This window comes from Saccharomonospora cyanea NA-134, from assembly GCF_000244975.1.
Taxonomy (GTDB): Bacteria; Actinomycetota; Actinomycetes; order Mycobacteriales; family Pseudonocardiaceae; genus Saccharomonospora; species Saccharomonospora cyanea.
Genome location: NZ_CM001440.1, coordinates 5077931 through 5092668, shown reverse-complemented (window position 1 = coordinate 5092668; position 14738 = coordinate 5077931). Strand labels below are relative to the sequence as shown.

Below are 14738 nucleotides of genomic sequence, written 5' to 3'. Positions count from 1 at the left end.
CATGTCCGCCGACCACTCCGACCGTGCAGCCGTCAAGGCCGCACTGCGGGCGCAGCACATCGAGACCCCGTCGTGGGCCTTCGGCAACTCGGGCACTCGCTTCAAGGTGTTCGCCCAGGAGGGCGTTCCCCGCAACGCCTACGAGAAGATCGACGACGCGGCGACGGTGCACCGCTTCACCGGGGTGGCCCCGAGCGTGGCCGTGCACATCCCGTGGGACAAGGTGTCCGACTACGCCGACCTGGCCCGGCACGCCGAGGACGCGGGCGTGCGGATCGGAGCCGTGAACCCGAACGTCTTCCAGGAGGACGACTACCGCCTCGGCAGTGTCTGCAACCCGGACCCGGCCGTGCGCCGCAAGGCCGTCGACCACCTGCTCGAATGCGTCGACATCATGGACGTCACTGGCTCGCGGGACCTCTCGGTGTGGCTCGCCGACGGCCTCAACTACCCGGGGCAGGACTCGATCGCCGACCGCCAGGCGCGGCTGGAGGAGGCGCTCACGACCGTCTACGAGCGACTCGGTGACGACCAGCGGATGTTGCTGGAGTACAAGTTCTTCGAACCCGCCTTCTACGCCACCGACGTGCCCGACTGGGGCACCAGCTACGCGCACTGCCTCGAACTGGGTCCGAAGGCGCAGGTACTGGTGGACACCGGGCACCACGCACCCGGAACCAACATCGAGTTCATCGTCGCGTTCCTGCTGCGCAAGGGCAGGCTGGGCGGGTTCCACTTCAACTCGCGGTTCTACGCCGACGACGACCTCATGGTCGGTGCGGCGGACCCGTACCAGCTCTTCCGCATCATGGTGGAGATCGTGCTCGGCGGTGGGCTCGACCCGAGTTCGGGCGTGGCGTTCATGCTCGACCAGTGCCACAACATCGAGCCGAAGATCCCCGCGTTGATCCGCTCGGTGATGAACGTGCAGGAGGCCACGGCCAAGGCCCTGCTCGTGGACACCGACGCGCTCGCCTCGGCGCAGCGGGCCGGGGACGTCCTCGGAGCGAACGCCGTGCTGGTGGACGCGTTCTCCACCGACGTGCGTCCCCTGCTCGCGGAGCTACGCGAGGAGATGGGACTCGACCCCGACCCGCTGGAGGCGTACCGGCGCAGCGGTCACGCGGAGAAGGTCAGGGCCGAACGCGTCGGCGGTAACGCCGCAGGGTGGGGGGCCTGACATGCGCCGTGCCGCACTCCGGTTCGCGGGCGCCGTGGCCGTGGCCGTGGCGCTGACCCTGACCTCCACGGCCACGGCGGTCGCCGGAGCGAAGCCGGGAAAGGGCCCGAAGACCGACCAGCCGCGGGTGGAGAAGCTGTCGGACACGCTGCTCGATCCGCGGGCGCTGTACTTCGTGTCCTACGACGGTCTGGTCAACAACAACTCCTTCCAGCAGGACGCCGTGCTCACCCACGCCGGCTACCAGTACGCGGCCTGGTACACCGAGACCCGGCACGCCGTCGTGGCCCGCAGGGCGCTGAAGGGCGGGACGCCGGGGGAGTGGGAGACGGTGCGGCTGCCGCACCGGCTGTCGGCCGACGACTCGCACAACGTCATCTCGCTCGGCGTCTCGCCGCGTGACGGCCGCCTGCACGTCGCCATGGACACCCACAACACGCGGCTGTACTACGTGAAGTCCGAGCCGGGACTGGCTTCGAGGCCCGCCGCGCACGACTGGACGATCGAGCGGTTCGGGGAGGTGCAGCGCACGCTCGACGGCGTGGAGCTGGGCGGCATGACCTACCCGCGCTTCCTGGTCACGCCGGAGGGCGAGCTGCAGCTCAGCTACCGCACGGGCGGCTCGGGCAACGGCACGCTGGAGCTGGCGGAGTACGCCGGGGGCACGTGGCGCAAGCTGGGCGTGTGGTCGTCCGCCACCGGGCCGTGGACCGGCCCGAACGGCGTGGTGTCGCAGACCCGCAACATGTACCTGCACGGCCTCACCTACGACGAGACCGGCCGCCTGCACGCGGCGTTCACGTGGCGCGAGGGCAACTGGGACGTGCTGTGCCACCCGGGCGGGCTGACCAACCACGACACCGGCTACGTCTACAGCGACGACCGCGGCCGCACATGGCGCAACGACGCCGGTGACGTCGTGGGCGTCACCGGTTCCGACCCGGTCGGCATCACCGACCCCGGGCTCGTCGTCGACCCGCTCGGCCCGAACCACGGCCTCATGAACCAGGAGAGCCAGGCAGTCGACTCGCGGGGCAACCCGCACGTCGTCGTCAGCTACGTGCCGGGCCGGTTCACCCAGTGCGTCACCGACTACGCGGCCGACCGCGCCCGCTGGGGCCGCACGTTCCACGTGTTCCGCGACTCCGACGGCACCTGGACCAAGCGTGAGGTGCCGGTGCCGCCGAACCACACCCAGCGCACGAAGCTGGTGTTCGACGACGACGACAACGCCTACCTCGTCATGCCGAAGGGACGGATCGTCGCGGCCAGCGCCGAGAGCGGGTGGAGTGACTGGACCGTCCTGTTCGACCAGCCGTCGATGAACGCCTACGGCGAGGTCAACGTGGACACCTCTCGCCTGGCGTCCGACGGAGTTCTGTCCGTGCAGTACCAGCAGTCGTCTTCCGGGACGTCACCGTCGCCGATCCGGGTCGTCGACTTCAAGCTCGGTTGAGAAAGGAGAGGCGTTGAGCAACGAAACACACCCGGCCGTCGCCGAACTGCTCGCACGTTCGCACGAGCTCGGGTCCGACCGCCGCAACACGAACTACGCGGGCGGCAACGCGTCGGCCAAGGGCGTCGACGTCGACCCGGCCACGGGGCGGGACGTGGAGCTGATGTGGGTCAAGGGCTCGGGCGGCGACCTGGGCACCCTCACGGAGGCGGGACTCGCCGTGCTGCGGCTCGACCGGATGCGCGCGCTGGTGGACGTCTACCCCGGCGAGGAGCGCGAGGACGAGATGGTGGCGGCGTTCGACTACTGCCTGCACGGCAGGGGCGGAGCCGCACCGAGCATCGACACCGCCATGCACGGGCTGGTGGACGCCGCCCACGTCGACCACCTGCACCCCGACTCCGGCATCGCGATCGCCACCGCCGTCGACGGTGAGGAGCTGACCCGCACGATCTTCGGTGACCAGGTGGTGTGGGTGCCGTGGCGGCGCCCCGGCTTCCAGCTCGGCCTCGACATCGCGAAGATCAAGGCCGAGAACCCGCAGGCCATCGGTTGCGTCCTCGGTGGACACGGCATCACGGCCTGGGGCGCGACCAGTGAGGAGTGCAAGCGCAACTCGCTGCACATCATCCGCACCGCCGAGGCGTACCTCGCCGAGCACGGCGCGGCCGAACCGTTCGGCAAGGTGCTGCCGGGCTACGAACCGCTGCCGGAGGCTCAGCGCCGCGAGCGCGCGGCGGCGCTGTTCCCCGTGCTGCGCGGGCTGGCGTCCACCGACTCGCCGCAGCTCGGCCACTTCACCGACAGCGACGAGGTGCTCGACTTCCTCGCCCGGGAGAAGCACCCGGCGCTGGCCGCGCTCGGCACGTCGTGCCCGGACCACTTCCTGCGCACCAAGGTGCGGCCGCTGGTCGTCGACCTGCCGGGCACCGCGCCGGTGGAGCAGGTGGTCGAGCGCGTGAAGGAGCTGCACGCCGCCTACCGGGAGGACTACGCCGCCTACTACGACCGGCACGCCACGCCCGACTCCCCGCCCATGCGGGGAGCCGACCCGGCGATCGTGCTGGTGCCCGGCGTCGGCATGTTCAGCTTCGGCCGCGACAAGCAGACCGCCCGCGTGGCGGGCGAGTTCTACGTCAACGCCATCAACGTCATGCGCGGCGCGGAGTCGGTGTCGACGTACTCGCCGATCCCCGAGTCGGAGAAGTTCCGCATCGAGTACTGGGAGCTGGAGGAGGCCAAGCTGCGGCGCATGCCGAAGCCGAAGCCGCTGGCCACCCGGGTCGCGCTCGTGACGGGCGGCGGTTCCGGGATCGGCAGGGCCATCGCGCTGCGGCTCGCGTCCGAGGGCGCGTGCGTGGCCGTGGCAGACCGTGACGTCGACGCCGCCAAGGCCGTGGCCGAGGAGATCGGCGGCAGCGACCGGGCCGTGGCCGTGGCCGTCGACGTCACCGACGAGTCGGCGATCGTCGACGCCGTGGCCGCCACCACGCTCGCGTTCGGTGGTGTGGACCTCGTGGTCAACAACGCCGGGCTCTCGGTGTCGAAGCCGCTGCTGGAGACCTCGGCGAAGGACTGGGACCTGCAGCACGACGTCATGGCCAAGGGATCGTTCCTCGTGGCGAGGGAGACGGCCCGAGTGATGATCGAGCAGGGCATGGGCGGCGACATCGTCTACATCGTCAGCAAGAACGGTGTGTTCGCGGGGCCCAACAACATCGCCTACGGCGCCACCAAGGCCGACCAGGCACATCAGGTGCGCCTGCTCGCCGCCGAGCTCGGCGAGCACGGCATCCGGGTCAACGGCGTCAACCCCGACGGCGTCGTGCGGGGCTCGGGCATCTTCGCCTCGGGCTGGGGCGCCCAGCGCGCCGCCGTGTACGGCGTCGCGGAGGAGGAACTGGGCGCGTTCTACGCCAAGCGCACCCTGCTCAAGCGGGAGGTCCTGCCCGAGCACGTCGCGAACGCCGTGTTCGTGCTGACCGCGGGGGAGCTGTCCCACACCACCGGGCTGCACGTGCCGGTGGATGCCGGGGTCGCGGCTGCGTTCCTGCGCTGAGGTCCGCCGTGGGGGCCTCAGCGCAAGCGTTTGCTCCGGTCCCCACGGCCCGCCGGCCCACCCGTCCGTAGGAAAGGAGTCTTCATGAGCACCAGCACACGACGGCCCACGATCGGACTGGTGGCCGGGGGTCTCGGCGCGTACTGGCCGCAGTTCCCCGACCTGTTGCCGACCCTGAAGAAGTCGGCCTCCTACGTCGGCGAGCGGCTCCGCGGTTTCGATGCCGAGATCGTCGACGCCGGGTTCGTCTCGGACGCTCAGGAGGCCGCGACGGCCGCCGAGAAGCTGCGCGCCGGGGACTGCGACCTCATCGTCGGGTTCCTCACCACCTACATGACCGCGACGATGCTCATGCCGATCGCGCAGCGCAGCGGTGCGCCCGTGCTGCTGATCAACCTCCAGCCGACCGCCTCGATGGACCACGCGACGGTCGACACCGGCCAGTGGTTGGCGTACTGCGGCGCGTGCCCGCTGCCGGAGATGGCCAACGCCTTCCGCCGGGCCGGGGTGGAGTTCCGCAGCGTTTCCGGTCACCTGCACGACGAGCGGGCGTGGACGAAGATCGGCCGGTGGGTGTCGGCGGCGTCGGTGCGCCGGGTACTGCGTCACGGCAGGCACGGCCTGATGGGGCACCTCTACCCTGGCATGTACGACGTGTCGACCGACCTCACGATGGTGAACGCCCACTTCGGCGGACACGTCGAGGTGCTGGAGTTCGACGACCTCCGGGTGCGCGTGGAGAAGGTGACCGACTCCGAGGTGTCCGAGAAGGTCGCGGAGGCCGAGTCGGTGTTCGAGCTGGACTCCTCGGTGAACCGCGAGGACCTGGAGTGGGGAGCCAGGGTGGCGGTCGGCCTCGATCGCCTCGTGGCCGACTTCGACCTCGACAGCCTCGCCTACTACCACCGCGGCCTCGACGGCGAGCTGCACGAACGCCTCGGCGCGGGCATGATCCTCGGCGCGAGCCTGCTGACCGCGCGCGGGATTCCCGCCGCGGGCGAGTACGAGCTGCGGACCAGCATCGCCATGCTGGTCATGGACGTCCTCGGCGCGGGCGGCTCGTTCACCGAGTTGCAGGCGCTCGACTTCGAACGGGGCCACGTCGAGATGGGCCACGACGGGCCCGCGCACCTGCGCATCAGCTCGCGCAGGCCGCTGCTGCGGGGACTCGGTGTGTACCACGGCAAACGTGGCTGGGGCGTGTCGGTGGAGTTCGACGTCGCCCACGGCCCTGTCACGCTGCTCGGCCTGGGCCAGGACCGCGACGGTCGTTACAGCTTCATAGTGTCGGAGGGCGAGGTCGTGGCGGGCCCGCTCATGCGTATCGGCAACACCACCAGCCGCGTCGACTTCGGGCGCGATCCGGGTGAGTGGACCGACGAGTGGGCCGCGAGCGGGGTCGCCCACCACTGGGCGCTCGGCGTGGGACATCGGGTGGCGGAGATCGAAGCGGTGGCGAGCCTGCTCGGCATCGCGGTGGTGGAGGTCTGAGGTGGTCGACAACTTCGTCGCCGTCGACCTGGGCGCGACCAGCGGCAGGGTCATGCTGGGCCGGGTCGACCGTGGTGCCGTCGAGCTGTCCGAACTGCGGCGGTTCCCCACGGGGCCGAGACAGCGGCCCGGTGGAGGTCTGCGGTGGGACGTCGACGCCGTCCACGACGAGATCCTGGCGGGGTTGCGGGACGCGGCGCCCGCGCGAGTGGTCTCGATGGGCATCGACTCGTGGGCCGTCGACTACGGTCTCGTCGGTCCCGACGGCGAGCTGGACGGTGACGTGCGGTGTTACCGGGACCCGCGCACGGACGGTATGACCGAGCGGCTGCGGGAGCTCGTCGACGACGAGACGCTGTACCGGATCACGGGCATCCAGCACCTCCCGTTCAACACGGTGTACCAGCTGCTGGCCGAGCCGCCGGAACGGCTCGCCGACAAGACGATGTTGCTGTTGCCCGACCTCCTCGCGTACCGCCTGACGGGTGCGGTGGGAGCCGAGGTCACCAACGCGTCCACGACGGCGCTGCTCGACGCGACGACACGGCAATGGTCGGACGACCTCGTGGCCAAAATCGGGCTTCCCCCGACGCTGCTGCCTCCGCTGCGGCAGCCGGGCGAGCTCGTCGGCACGGCTTTCGACGGCACCCCGGTCGTCGCCGTGGCCTCGCACGACACGGCCTCCGCGGTGGCCGCGGTCCCGGCCGAACACGACGACTTCGCCTACATCTCGTGCGGCACGTGGTCGCTTGTCGGACTGCGGCTTCCCGCCCCTGTCCTGGGAGAATCCGCCCGAAGGGCCAACTTCACCAACGAGGCGGGCATCGACGGCACCGTGCGTTTCCTCCGCAACACGATGGGTTTGTGGCTGCTCAGTGAATCGATGCGCCTCTGGCGTGAGAAGGGGCACCCCATTACTCTCGACCGCGTGTTGCGTGAGGCCATGAGGGAACCGGCGTTCAAGTCGGTCGTCGACCCCAATCATCCGATGTTTCTCCCGCCGGGGGACATACCGGCGCGGATCGCGCAGTTCTGTGCGGACACGGGGCAACCGGTGCCGACGACGCCGCCCGCCGTGGTCCGGACGATTCTCGAATCGCTGGCCGTGGCCCACGCCGACTCGGTGCGGACGGCGGCGACGCTGGCCGGGCGGGACCCACGGGTGGTCCACCTCGTCGGCGGCGGATCGCTCAACGAGCCGCTGTGCAGGCTGACCGCCGACGCCTGCGGCCTGCCCGTCGCGGCCGGGCCGGTGGAGGCGAGCGCGCTCGGCAACGTCTTCGTGCAGGCCAGGTCAGCCAGGGTGCTCGCGGACACGCCCGCCGTGACACCGCACGCCCGGTACGAACCGACGGGTCCGCGCCGTGAGTGGCGCGACGCCGCGAAGCGGGTAGGGGTGGAGCTGGAATGACGTCCGCATCGAAAGCCGGCCCGAAGGTGGCGTTGTTCGCCACCTGCCTCACCGACACCCTCTACCCGGACACGGCGAAAGCCGTCGTCCGGCTGCTGGAGCGACTCGGCTGCGAGGTGGACTTCCCGCTGGACCAGACGTGCTGCGGGCAGATGCACTACAACACGGGCTACCAGGACGAGACCGTTCCGCTCGCCCGCCGCTATGCCGAGGTGTTCGACGGCTACGACTACGTGGTGGCGCCCTCGGGCTCGTGCGCGGGCATGGTCCGCGAGATCCACCCCGGGGTGTGCGGCACCAGCCCCGCCGTCGAGCGCACGTACGAGTTGAGCGAGTTCCTGATCGACGTGCTCGGCGTCACCGACGTCGGTGCGTACTTCCCGCACAAGGTCACCTACCACCCGACGTGCCACTCACTGCGGATGCTGGGCGTGGGCGACCGGCCGCTGCGCCTGCTGCGGGAGGTACGGGGCCTGGAGCTGGTCGAGCTGCCGCAGGCGGAGCAGTGCTGCGGCTTCGGTGGCACGTTCGCGTTGAAGAACGCGGAGACGTCCACGGCCATGCTGGCCGACAAGATGCGCTGCGTGCAGCACACGGGCGCACAGGTGCTCACGGCGGGCGACAACTCCTGCCTCATGCACATCGGCGGCGGACTTTCCCGGCTGCGCACCGGCGTGCGCGCCGTGCACCTGGCGGAGATTCTCGCGAGTACGGAGGAGCAGCCGTGGGTCGCAACCCCGTGACGTGGCTTGGCAGTCCGACCTTCCCCCGCGCGGCACACGCCGCGCTCGGCGACACGCAGCTGCGCACCAACCTGCGCAAGGCGACGACCACCATCCGCGGCAAGCGCGCGCAGGCCGTCGCCGAACTGTCCGACTGGGAGCAGTTGCGCAGGGCGGGCGAGGCCATCAAGGACGACGTGCTCGCCAACCTCGACACCTACCTGGTGCGGCTGGAGGAGGCCGTCACCGCCCGCGGCGGTGTGGTGCACTGGGCGCGCGACGCGGAGGAGGCGAACCGCATCGTGTTCGACCTCGCCCGGGCCAAGGGGGCCGACGAGGTCGTGAAGGTGAAGTCCATGGCCACGGCCGAGATCGGGCTCAACGAGTACCTCCGGTCGAGGGGCGTGCGCCCGGTCGAGACGGACCTCGCCGAACTGATCGTGCAGCTCGGTGACGACCGGCCGTCGCACATCCTCGTGCCCGCCATCCACCGCAACCGGGCCGAGATCAGGGAGATCTTCTCGCGCACGATGGCGGAGGCACCCGCCAGTGACGACCCGCGCGTGCTCGCGGAGGCGGCGCGGCGGCACCTGCGGCGCAGGTTCCTCTCGGCGAAGGTCGCGGTGTCGGGTGCCAACTTCGCCGTGGCCGACACCGGTTCCATCGCCGTCGTGGAGTCGGAGGGCAACGGGCGCATGTGCCTCACCCTGCCCGAGACGCTGATCACGGTCATGGGCATCGAGAAGCTCGTGCCGACGTGGCGGGACCTGGAGGTGTTCCTGCAGCTGCTTCCCCGGTCGTCGACGGCCGAGCGGATGAACCCCTACACGTCGGTCTGGACCGGTGTGACTCCCGGGGACGGCCCGAGCGAGTTCCACCTCGTGCTCCTGGACAACGGCCGCACGGCCACGCTCGCCGACGAGGTGGGCAGGCAGGCGCTGCGGTGCATCCGCTGCTCCGCCTGCCTCAACGTGTGCCCCGTCTACGAGCGCACGGGCGGGCAGGCGTACGGGTCGGTGTACCCGGGGCCGATCGGGGCGATCCTCGCACCGCAGCTCGCCGGGGACATGACGGACAAGCAGGCGGCTTCGCTGCCCTACGCGTCGTCGCTGTGCGGCGCGTGTTACGAGGTCTGCCCGGTGCGCATCAACATCCCGGAGGCACTGACCCACCTGCGGGCGCAGGCCGTGAAGGCGAAACCGAAGCGGAGTCCCGAGGCGCTCGCCATGTCGAGCGCGGCGTGGGTGTTCCGCGATCCGCGCCGGTACGAGAAGGCGCAGCGGGTGGGGTCGCTGTCGCGGTTCCTCGCCGCCGACGACGGCACGATCTCGAAGCTCCCGTGGCCGGGCTCCAAGTGGACGGCGACCCGCGACGTTCCGGCGGTGCCGAAGGAGTCCTTCCGGATGTGGTGGAGGCGCAACCGTGGATAGTGCTCGCAGCGAGATCCTGGCCCGTATCCGCGCCGTTGCGAGGCCGAAGCCCGCGCCCGTGCCGAGGGACTACGACACCGAACGCGCCGCGGACGACCGCGTCGGCCTCTTCGTCGAACGCGTGGAGGACTACAAGGCGGTCGTCCACCGCGTGACGGAGGCGGAGTTGCCGCAGCGGATCGGCGACTGCCTCGCCCGCCGCGAGGTGTCGAGCATGGTGGCGCCGCCCGACCTGCCCGAGTCGTGGCGCGTGGCCGGTGTGCGGTGGCGACTCGACGATCCGCCGCTGAGTTTGCCCGATGTGGACTCCGTTGACGGCGTGCTGACGGGCTCCGCGGTGGCCATCGCCGAGACCGGCACGATCGTGCTCGACGCGGGCGCTGTGCAGGGCCGGCGCCTGCTCACCCTGGTGCCCGACTACCACCTCTGCGTGGTACGGGCCGACCAGGTCGAGGTCAGCGTGCCCGAGGCGTTGCGTCGCCTCGATCCCACCCGGCCGCTGACGTTCGTGAGCGGACCCTCGGCCACGAGCGACATCGAGCTGGACCGGGTCGAGGGCGTGCACGGCCCGAGGACGCTGGAAGTGCTGGTGGTGGACGGATGACGCTGTGCGAGCGAGTGAGGCTGGCCGACCGGGACGTCGAGCTGCTGCGGCTGTTGGCGAAGGGGTTGCCGCTGGACGCGGTGGCTCGGCGCGTGGGACTGTCCGAACGCACCGTGCGCCGGCGGGTCCGGGACGTCTGTGACCGCATCGGCGTGAGCACGCGCATCGAGGCCGTGGTCTGGGCGGTGCGGCAGGGCCTGTTCTAGGGCGTGTCGCTCACGAACCGCTTCGGCGGGCCCGGCGCAGCATCTCGTCGCCCACGTCCACGTAGGTCTCGAACAGGGTGATCACGTCCGCCAGCCTGCGTTTCGCGCCGTCGTCGTCGGTGAGTTCGCTTCCCTGCCGTAGCGTGCGGACGAAGGCTCTGGTCCGCTCGTGGCTCGCCGCGAGCAGCCGTTCGAACCCGGCCTCGGCCTCGATGAGCAGCCGCCTGCTACCGGGCTGCGGGATCGTGCGGGCGAGGCCCCAGGAGGAGAGCTCGCGCACCGACGTGCTCACCGCTCCCTTGCTGAGTCCGAGTGCGGAGCTCACCTCGTCGAGTGTCGTGGGTTCGGAGCACAGGAGCAGGTGACCGTAGACGCGTCCGGTGGCCCGTGGCAGGTTCCACGAGGCGAGGACGTCGCCCACGGTGTTCACGAAGTCCCGGCGCGCCGTGTCCGTCATGCCGTGCCCGCCTCGTTCCGCTCGTCCGTCTCCCACCCGGCGATGATGTCGCGCAACAGCCGTGCCGTCCGCTCGGGGGCGTCGACCGTCACGACGTGGCCCGCGTCCGCGACGACGTACTCGCGGACGCCGTCGGACCTCGCCCACCGGGGCATGGCCGCCGCGATGTTGCCCGTTCGGTCGTGCTCACCGCGTACGAGTGCCAGCGGTACCGGCGTGCGGTAGTCCGGGTCGGGGGCCACCAGGGTCGTCGTCGCCCGCCACACGTCGAGGAACCGTCGTTTCGGCATGGCCGTGAACGCGGCTTCGCACGCGGCCACGCCGGCGGGCGTGACCGCCGAAGCGCGAGCCAGCCGGGCGGGAAGTCCCGAGGCGGGGACGAGCGCCAGTACCGGGGCCGCCAGGGGGAGCAGCAGCCGCTCGACGAGGGTGAGCGGTCCCGTGTTCCACGTCGAGTCCAGCACCACCAGTCCCCGGACAGCCCGGGGGTGACGCCGGACGAACTCCTGGGAGAGGTTCCCGCCGAGGGAGTGCCCCACGAGGACGGGGCGGTCGAGGGCGAGGTGGTCGAGCAGCGCGGCGAGGTCGGCCAGTGCCGCGGCGGCTTCGAACCGGACGTCGCCGGCCAGGGTGGAGGCCCCGTGCCCGCGCAGGTCCCAGGTGACGACGCGATAACCGGCTCCGTGGAGGTCGAGGACCTGGCTGTCGAACATCGAATGGTCCATACCGGCGCCGTGGGTGAAGACCACCGGGCCTCGTGGCCCTGGGAGATCGCGGTACCGCAGTCGGGCATGACCTCGGTCGAGGACGCCAGTCAGATTCAACATATTCAGAACATAGCGAATATGGCCGTTTCCGGTTAGCGGTCTGGGCAGAGGGGGGTGCGCGACCTAGGGTGCATTGAAACGTTTCGATCACCGGTCGACGAAGCCTGGGGAGCGAAGATGCACCAAGGTCGGACCACACGAGGGATCGCACTGCTTTCCGTTGTGGGAGTGGGAATCGGCATTGCCGTCACGGCGCCCGCGGCGGTGGCGCAACCCCGCAACACCCCGCCGCTGGCGCCGACGGCACTGACGGTGGGCGACATGGCGGCGCCGTTGTCGGTGGAAGGCCTCCCGTTGTTCGGCTGGCAGCCACGCGACCGCGACCCGAACGAGCGGCAGACCGCTTACGAGATCGAGGTCGTGGCCACCGACTCGGGCAGGACCGTCTGGGACAGCGGCCGGGTGAACTCCGCCGAGCAGTCCTATGTGGCCTACGCCGGTGCGCCGTTGCGGCCGGGGGAGGACTACACGTGGACGGTCCGCACGTGGGACCGCGCCGGTGAGGTGTCCCCGCCCTCGTCGCCCTCGCGGTTCACCACCGCCATCGGTGACGGCGACTGGGAGGGCGCCGAGTGGATCCGGCGCGACAGCACCGAGACCGACGACTACACGCTGGCCCGCACGGAGGTCGAGATCGCCGACAGTCCCGTGGTCAGCGCACGGGCGTACACGGCGGCGAACCACACCTACGAGCTGTTCCTGAACGGCGAGCGCGCCGACCGCGGCGCGTCGTTCGGCTACCCCGGCGAAGGCTACTACCAGGTCACCGACGTCACCGAGCTGGTGAAGCCGGGAGCCGAGCTCGCCATCGGCGTCCGCTACCACTGGTACGGCAGCGGACAGGGCAGGCCCGCGTCGGAACGGGGGTTGCTGCACAAGCTCGTCGTCGAGCACGCCGACGGCACCCGGCAGGTCGTGACCAGTGACGGGAGCTGGCGGGTCACGCGGGACACGAGGTTCGTCGCCGACACCTCGCGGCGCAACGGCGAGGGCGAGTGGATCGACCACCAGGACGGCCGGGGTGTGATCCGGGGCTGGGCGGAGCCGGGCTTCGACGACTCGGCCTGGGCCTCCGCGACGTCGCTGGGCGCGCATCCCACCGAGCGGCTGCCGCACCTGAACGCGCAGCAGACCCGCATGGTCGAGACCGAGGTGCAGCCGGAGCGACTTCTCACCGCCGACGACGGCACCGTGGTGGCCGACTTCGGCACGGTGATCCCCGCGTTGCCCGGCGTCCGGTTCGACGAGGGCGTCGCGGGCCGGACGATCGAGCTGCGCGCGGGCTACGAGCTGACCGACACCGGAAGGGTCGACACCTCGAAGCTGTCCACGCAGAGCACCGACATGTCCTTCCCGTACGTGCAGGCCGAGGGCGCGCAGTCCTACCGGGCGTTCACGCATCTCGCCTTCCGCTACCTGGAGATTCCGGGCGCGGGTGAGGACATCGAACCCGACGACGTCTCGGCCGTGGTCCTCCACACCGCCGTGCCCGAGGACAGGACGGCGAGCCTGAGGACGTCCGATGAGACGCTGAACCGGGTGTGGGAGCTGCTGCAACGGTCGGCGCTGTACTCGGTGCAGGAACACTTCGTCGACACCCCGACGCGGGAGAAGGGCCAGTTCCTCGGCGACGCGGCCAACATCTCGTACGCCACCATGCAGGGCTTCGCGGAGCGGACCCACACCCGGCAGGCCATCAGGGAGTTCCTGGCCTCGCAGGAGCGGTTCTGGTCGAAAGGGCAGGACGCGGGCCGCTACAACGCCGTGTACCCCAACGGCGACGGCAAGCGCGACATCCCCGACTACACCGAGATGTTCGTCGACTGGGTGTGGCGCTACTACGAGGTGACCGGCGACGAGCACCTGCTCGCGGAGGCGTATCCCGCGGTGCGGGAGACGGCCGAGTACGTGTTGCGGCACATCCCCGACGACGGTCCCACGGCCGGGCTCGTCACGAACCTGTCGGGTGGCAGCGGCGCGTACCGGTACGGGATCGTGGACTGGCCCGCACCCGGGCGCTTCGGCTACGACATGGACACGGCCGCGCGCACGACGATCAACGCGCTGGCGGTGGAGGTGCTGCGCCGCACGGCCGACATGGCCGACGTGCTGGGCGAGCCGGACGCGGACGTGCGGCGGTACCGGCAGGCCGAGAACGACCTCGTGGACGTGATGAACGAGCGGCTGCGCGCCGACGACGGGCTGTACGTGGACGGCCTCCACACCGACGGCACCCGCAGTGACCACAAGGGACAGCACAGCACCTCGTACGCCGTCGCCTTCGGTGTCGCGCCCGAGTCCGACCACGCCGAGCTGGCGGAACACCTGGCGGGCATGGGCATGCGGCAGGGCCCGATGACCGCGCACTGGCTGCTCCAGGCACTGTCCGACGCCGACCGCCCCGACGCCGTGCTCGCACTGCTGACGAATCCCGACGACCACGGCTGGGCGAACATCCTGGCGCGGGGCGGGACGTTCACGTGGGAGGCCTGGACCCTCGACGAGGGCTCCAACCACAGCCAGTCGCACGGCTGGGGAGCGCAGGCCGCCGTGGACGTGGTGGAGACGCTGCTCGGTGTCCGTCCGGGCACACCGGGCGGTGCCACGGTGGACGTCGTGGTGCCGGAGTCGGGGCTGACCTCGGCCGAGGGCACCGTCCACACGCAACGCGGCCCCGTGTCGCTGTCGTGGAAGCGTGCGGGCAAGGGGACGCACGTGCGGCTCGACGTTCCCGTCAACGTCGTGGCCCGGGTGGAGCTGCCCGTCACGGACGGCATGACGTACCGGTCGGTGGGGCGTGCCGAAGCCGAGCACGTCGCGACCGAGGACGGACGAATGATCTTCGAGGTGGGCTCGGGTGGCGCGAGGTTCGTGCCCGTGCCCGCATGAGTTCGG

The 14738-nt window shown here is 70.7% G+C and carries 12 protein-coding genes; 10 read left to right on the top strand and 2 right to left on the bottom strand.

Going from position 1 to position 14738, the window contains the following annotated elements:
• Position 1 precedes the first annotated feature (1 nt).
• The 9 genes from rhaI to SACCYDRAFT_RS23700 all read left to right on the top strand — a co-directional run bounded on the left by rhaI (position 2) and on the right by SACCYDRAFT_RS23700 (position 10559).
• Positions 2 to 1180: an L-rhamnose isomerase gene (gene rhaI, locus SACCYDRAFT_RS23740; RefSeq protein ID WP_005460115.1), complete on the top strand. Its 1179-nt coding sequence runs from the start codon at positions 2 to 4 to the stop codon at positions 1178 to 1180.
• A gap of 1 nt (position 1181) precedes the next feature.
• Entirely contained in the window at positions 1182 to 2636 is a 1455-nt protein-coding gene (locus SACCYDRAFT_RS23735) for a BNR repeat-containing protein (RefSeq protein WP_005460106.1), read from the top strand.
• Positions 2637 to 2649: 13 nt separating this feature from the next.
• Positions 2650 to 4695: a bifunctional rhamnulose-1-phosphate aldolase/short-chain dehydrogenase gene (locus tag SACCYDRAFT_RS23730; protein WP_005460105.1), complete on the top strand. Its 2046-nt coding sequence runs from the start codon at positions 2650 to 2652 to the stop codon at positions 4693 to 4695.
• 84 nt (positions 4696 to 4779) lie between these two features.
• Complete coding sequence (locus SACCYDRAFT_RS23725) at positions 4780 to 6186, top strand: L-fucose/L-arabinose isomerase family protein (protein WP_005460104.1); 1407 nt, start codon at positions 4780 to 4782, stop codon at positions 6184 to 6186.
• A gap of 1 nt (position 6187) precedes the next feature.
• Positions 6188 to 7597, top strand: a complete 1410-nt coding sequence (locus SACCYDRAFT_RS23720; RefSeq protein ID WP_005460103.1) for a rhamnulokinase — start codon at positions 6188 to 6190, stop codon at positions 7595 to 7597.
• Positions 7594 to 8340, top strand: a complete 747-nt coding sequence (locus SACCYDRAFT_RS23715; RefSeq protein ID WP_005460102.1) for a (Fe-S)-binding protein — start codon at positions 7594 to 7596, stop codon at positions 8338 to 8340. Before SACCYDRAFT_RS23720 ends, SACCYDRAFT_RS23715 begins: the two co-directional genes overlap by 4 nt.
• Positions 8322 to 9749: a LutB/LldF family L-lactate oxidation iron-sulfur protein gene (locus SACCYDRAFT_RS23710; protein ID WP_005460101.1), complete on the top strand. Its 1428-nt coding sequence runs from the start codon at positions 8322 to 8324 to the stop codon at positions 9747 to 9749. Before SACCYDRAFT_RS23715 ends, SACCYDRAFT_RS23710 begins: the two co-directional genes overlap by 19 nt.
• Positions 9742 to 10353, top strand: coding sequence for a LutC/YkgG family protein (locus SACCYDRAFT_RS23705; RefSeq protein ID WP_005460093.1), 612 nt, complete (start codon positions 9742 to 9744; stop codon positions 10351 to 10353). Before SACCYDRAFT_RS23710 ends, SACCYDRAFT_RS23705 begins: the two co-directional genes overlap by 8 nt.
• On the top strand, positions 10350 to 10559 hold the full coding sequence (locus SACCYDRAFT_RS23700) for a LuxR C-terminal-related transcriptional regulator (RefSeq protein WP_005460091.1): 210 nt from the start codon (positions 10350 to 10352) through the stop codon (positions 10557 to 10559). The genes SACCYDRAFT_RS23705 and SACCYDRAFT_RS23700 overlap by 4 nt, the downstream gene beginning before the upstream one ends.
• 10 nt (positions 10560 to 10569) lie before the next feature.
• Here the strand turns inward: SACCYDRAFT_RS23700 and SACCYDRAFT_RS23695 are convergent, their stop codons facing one another.
• Entirely contained in the window at positions 10570 to 11016 is a 447-nt protein-coding gene (locus tag SACCYDRAFT_RS23695) for a GbsR/MarR family transcriptional regulator (RefSeq protein ID WP_005460089.1), read from the bottom strand.
• Entirely contained in the window at positions 11013 to 11843 is an 831-nt protein-coding gene (locus SACCYDRAFT_RS23690) for an alpha/beta fold hydrolase (RefSeq protein ID WP_005460087.1), read from the bottom strand. Before SACCYDRAFT_RS23690 ends, SACCYDRAFT_RS23695 begins: the two co-directional genes overlap by 4 nt.
• A 168-nt stretch (positions 11844 to 12011) precedes the next feature.
• Between SACCYDRAFT_RS23690 and SACCYDRAFT_RS23685 the strand changes: the two genes are divergently transcribed.
• Positions 12012 to 14732, top strand: a complete 2721-nt coding sequence (locus SACCYDRAFT_RS23685) for a family 78 glycoside hydrolase catalytic domain (RefSeq protein WP_232283735.1) — start codon at positions 12012 to 12014, stop codon at positions 14730 to 14732.
• Positions 14733 to 14738: the final 6 nt, after the last annotated feature.

What these genes read in the sequence shown, in the direction of transcription:
- rhaI (WP_005460115.1), top strand. Translation starts at nt 2, where the DNA reads ATGTCCGCCGACCACTCCGACCGTGCAGCCGTCAAGGCCGCACTGCGG.
- SACCYDRAFT_RS23735 (WP_005460106.1), top strand. Translation starts at nt 1,182, where the DNA reads ATGCGCCGTGCCGCACTCCGGTTCGCGGGCGCCGTGGCCGTGGCCGTG.
- SACCYDRAFT_RS23725 (WP_005460104.1), top strand. Translation starts at nt 4,780, where the DNA reads ATGAGCACCAGCACACGACGGCCCACGATCGGACTGGTGGCCGGGGGT.
- SACCYDRAFT_RS23715 (WP_005460102.1), top strand. Translation starts at nt 7,594, where the DNA reads ATGACGTCCGCATCGAAAGCCGGCCCGAAGGTGGCGTTGTTCGCCACC.
- SACCYDRAFT_RS23700 (WP_005460091.1), top strand. Translation starts at nt 10,350, where the DNA reads ATGACGCTGTGCGAGCGAGTGAGGCTGGCCGACCGGGACGTCGAGCTG.
- SACCYDRAFT_RS23695 (WP_005460089.1), bottom strand. Translation starts at nt 11,016, where the DNA reads ATGACGGACACGGCGCGCCGGGACTTCGTGAACACCGTGGGCGACGTC.
- SACCYDRAFT_RS23690 (WP_005460087.1), bottom strand. Translation starts at nt 11,843, where the DNA reads ATGTTGAATCTGACTGGCGTCCTCGACCGAGGTCATGCCCGACTGCGG.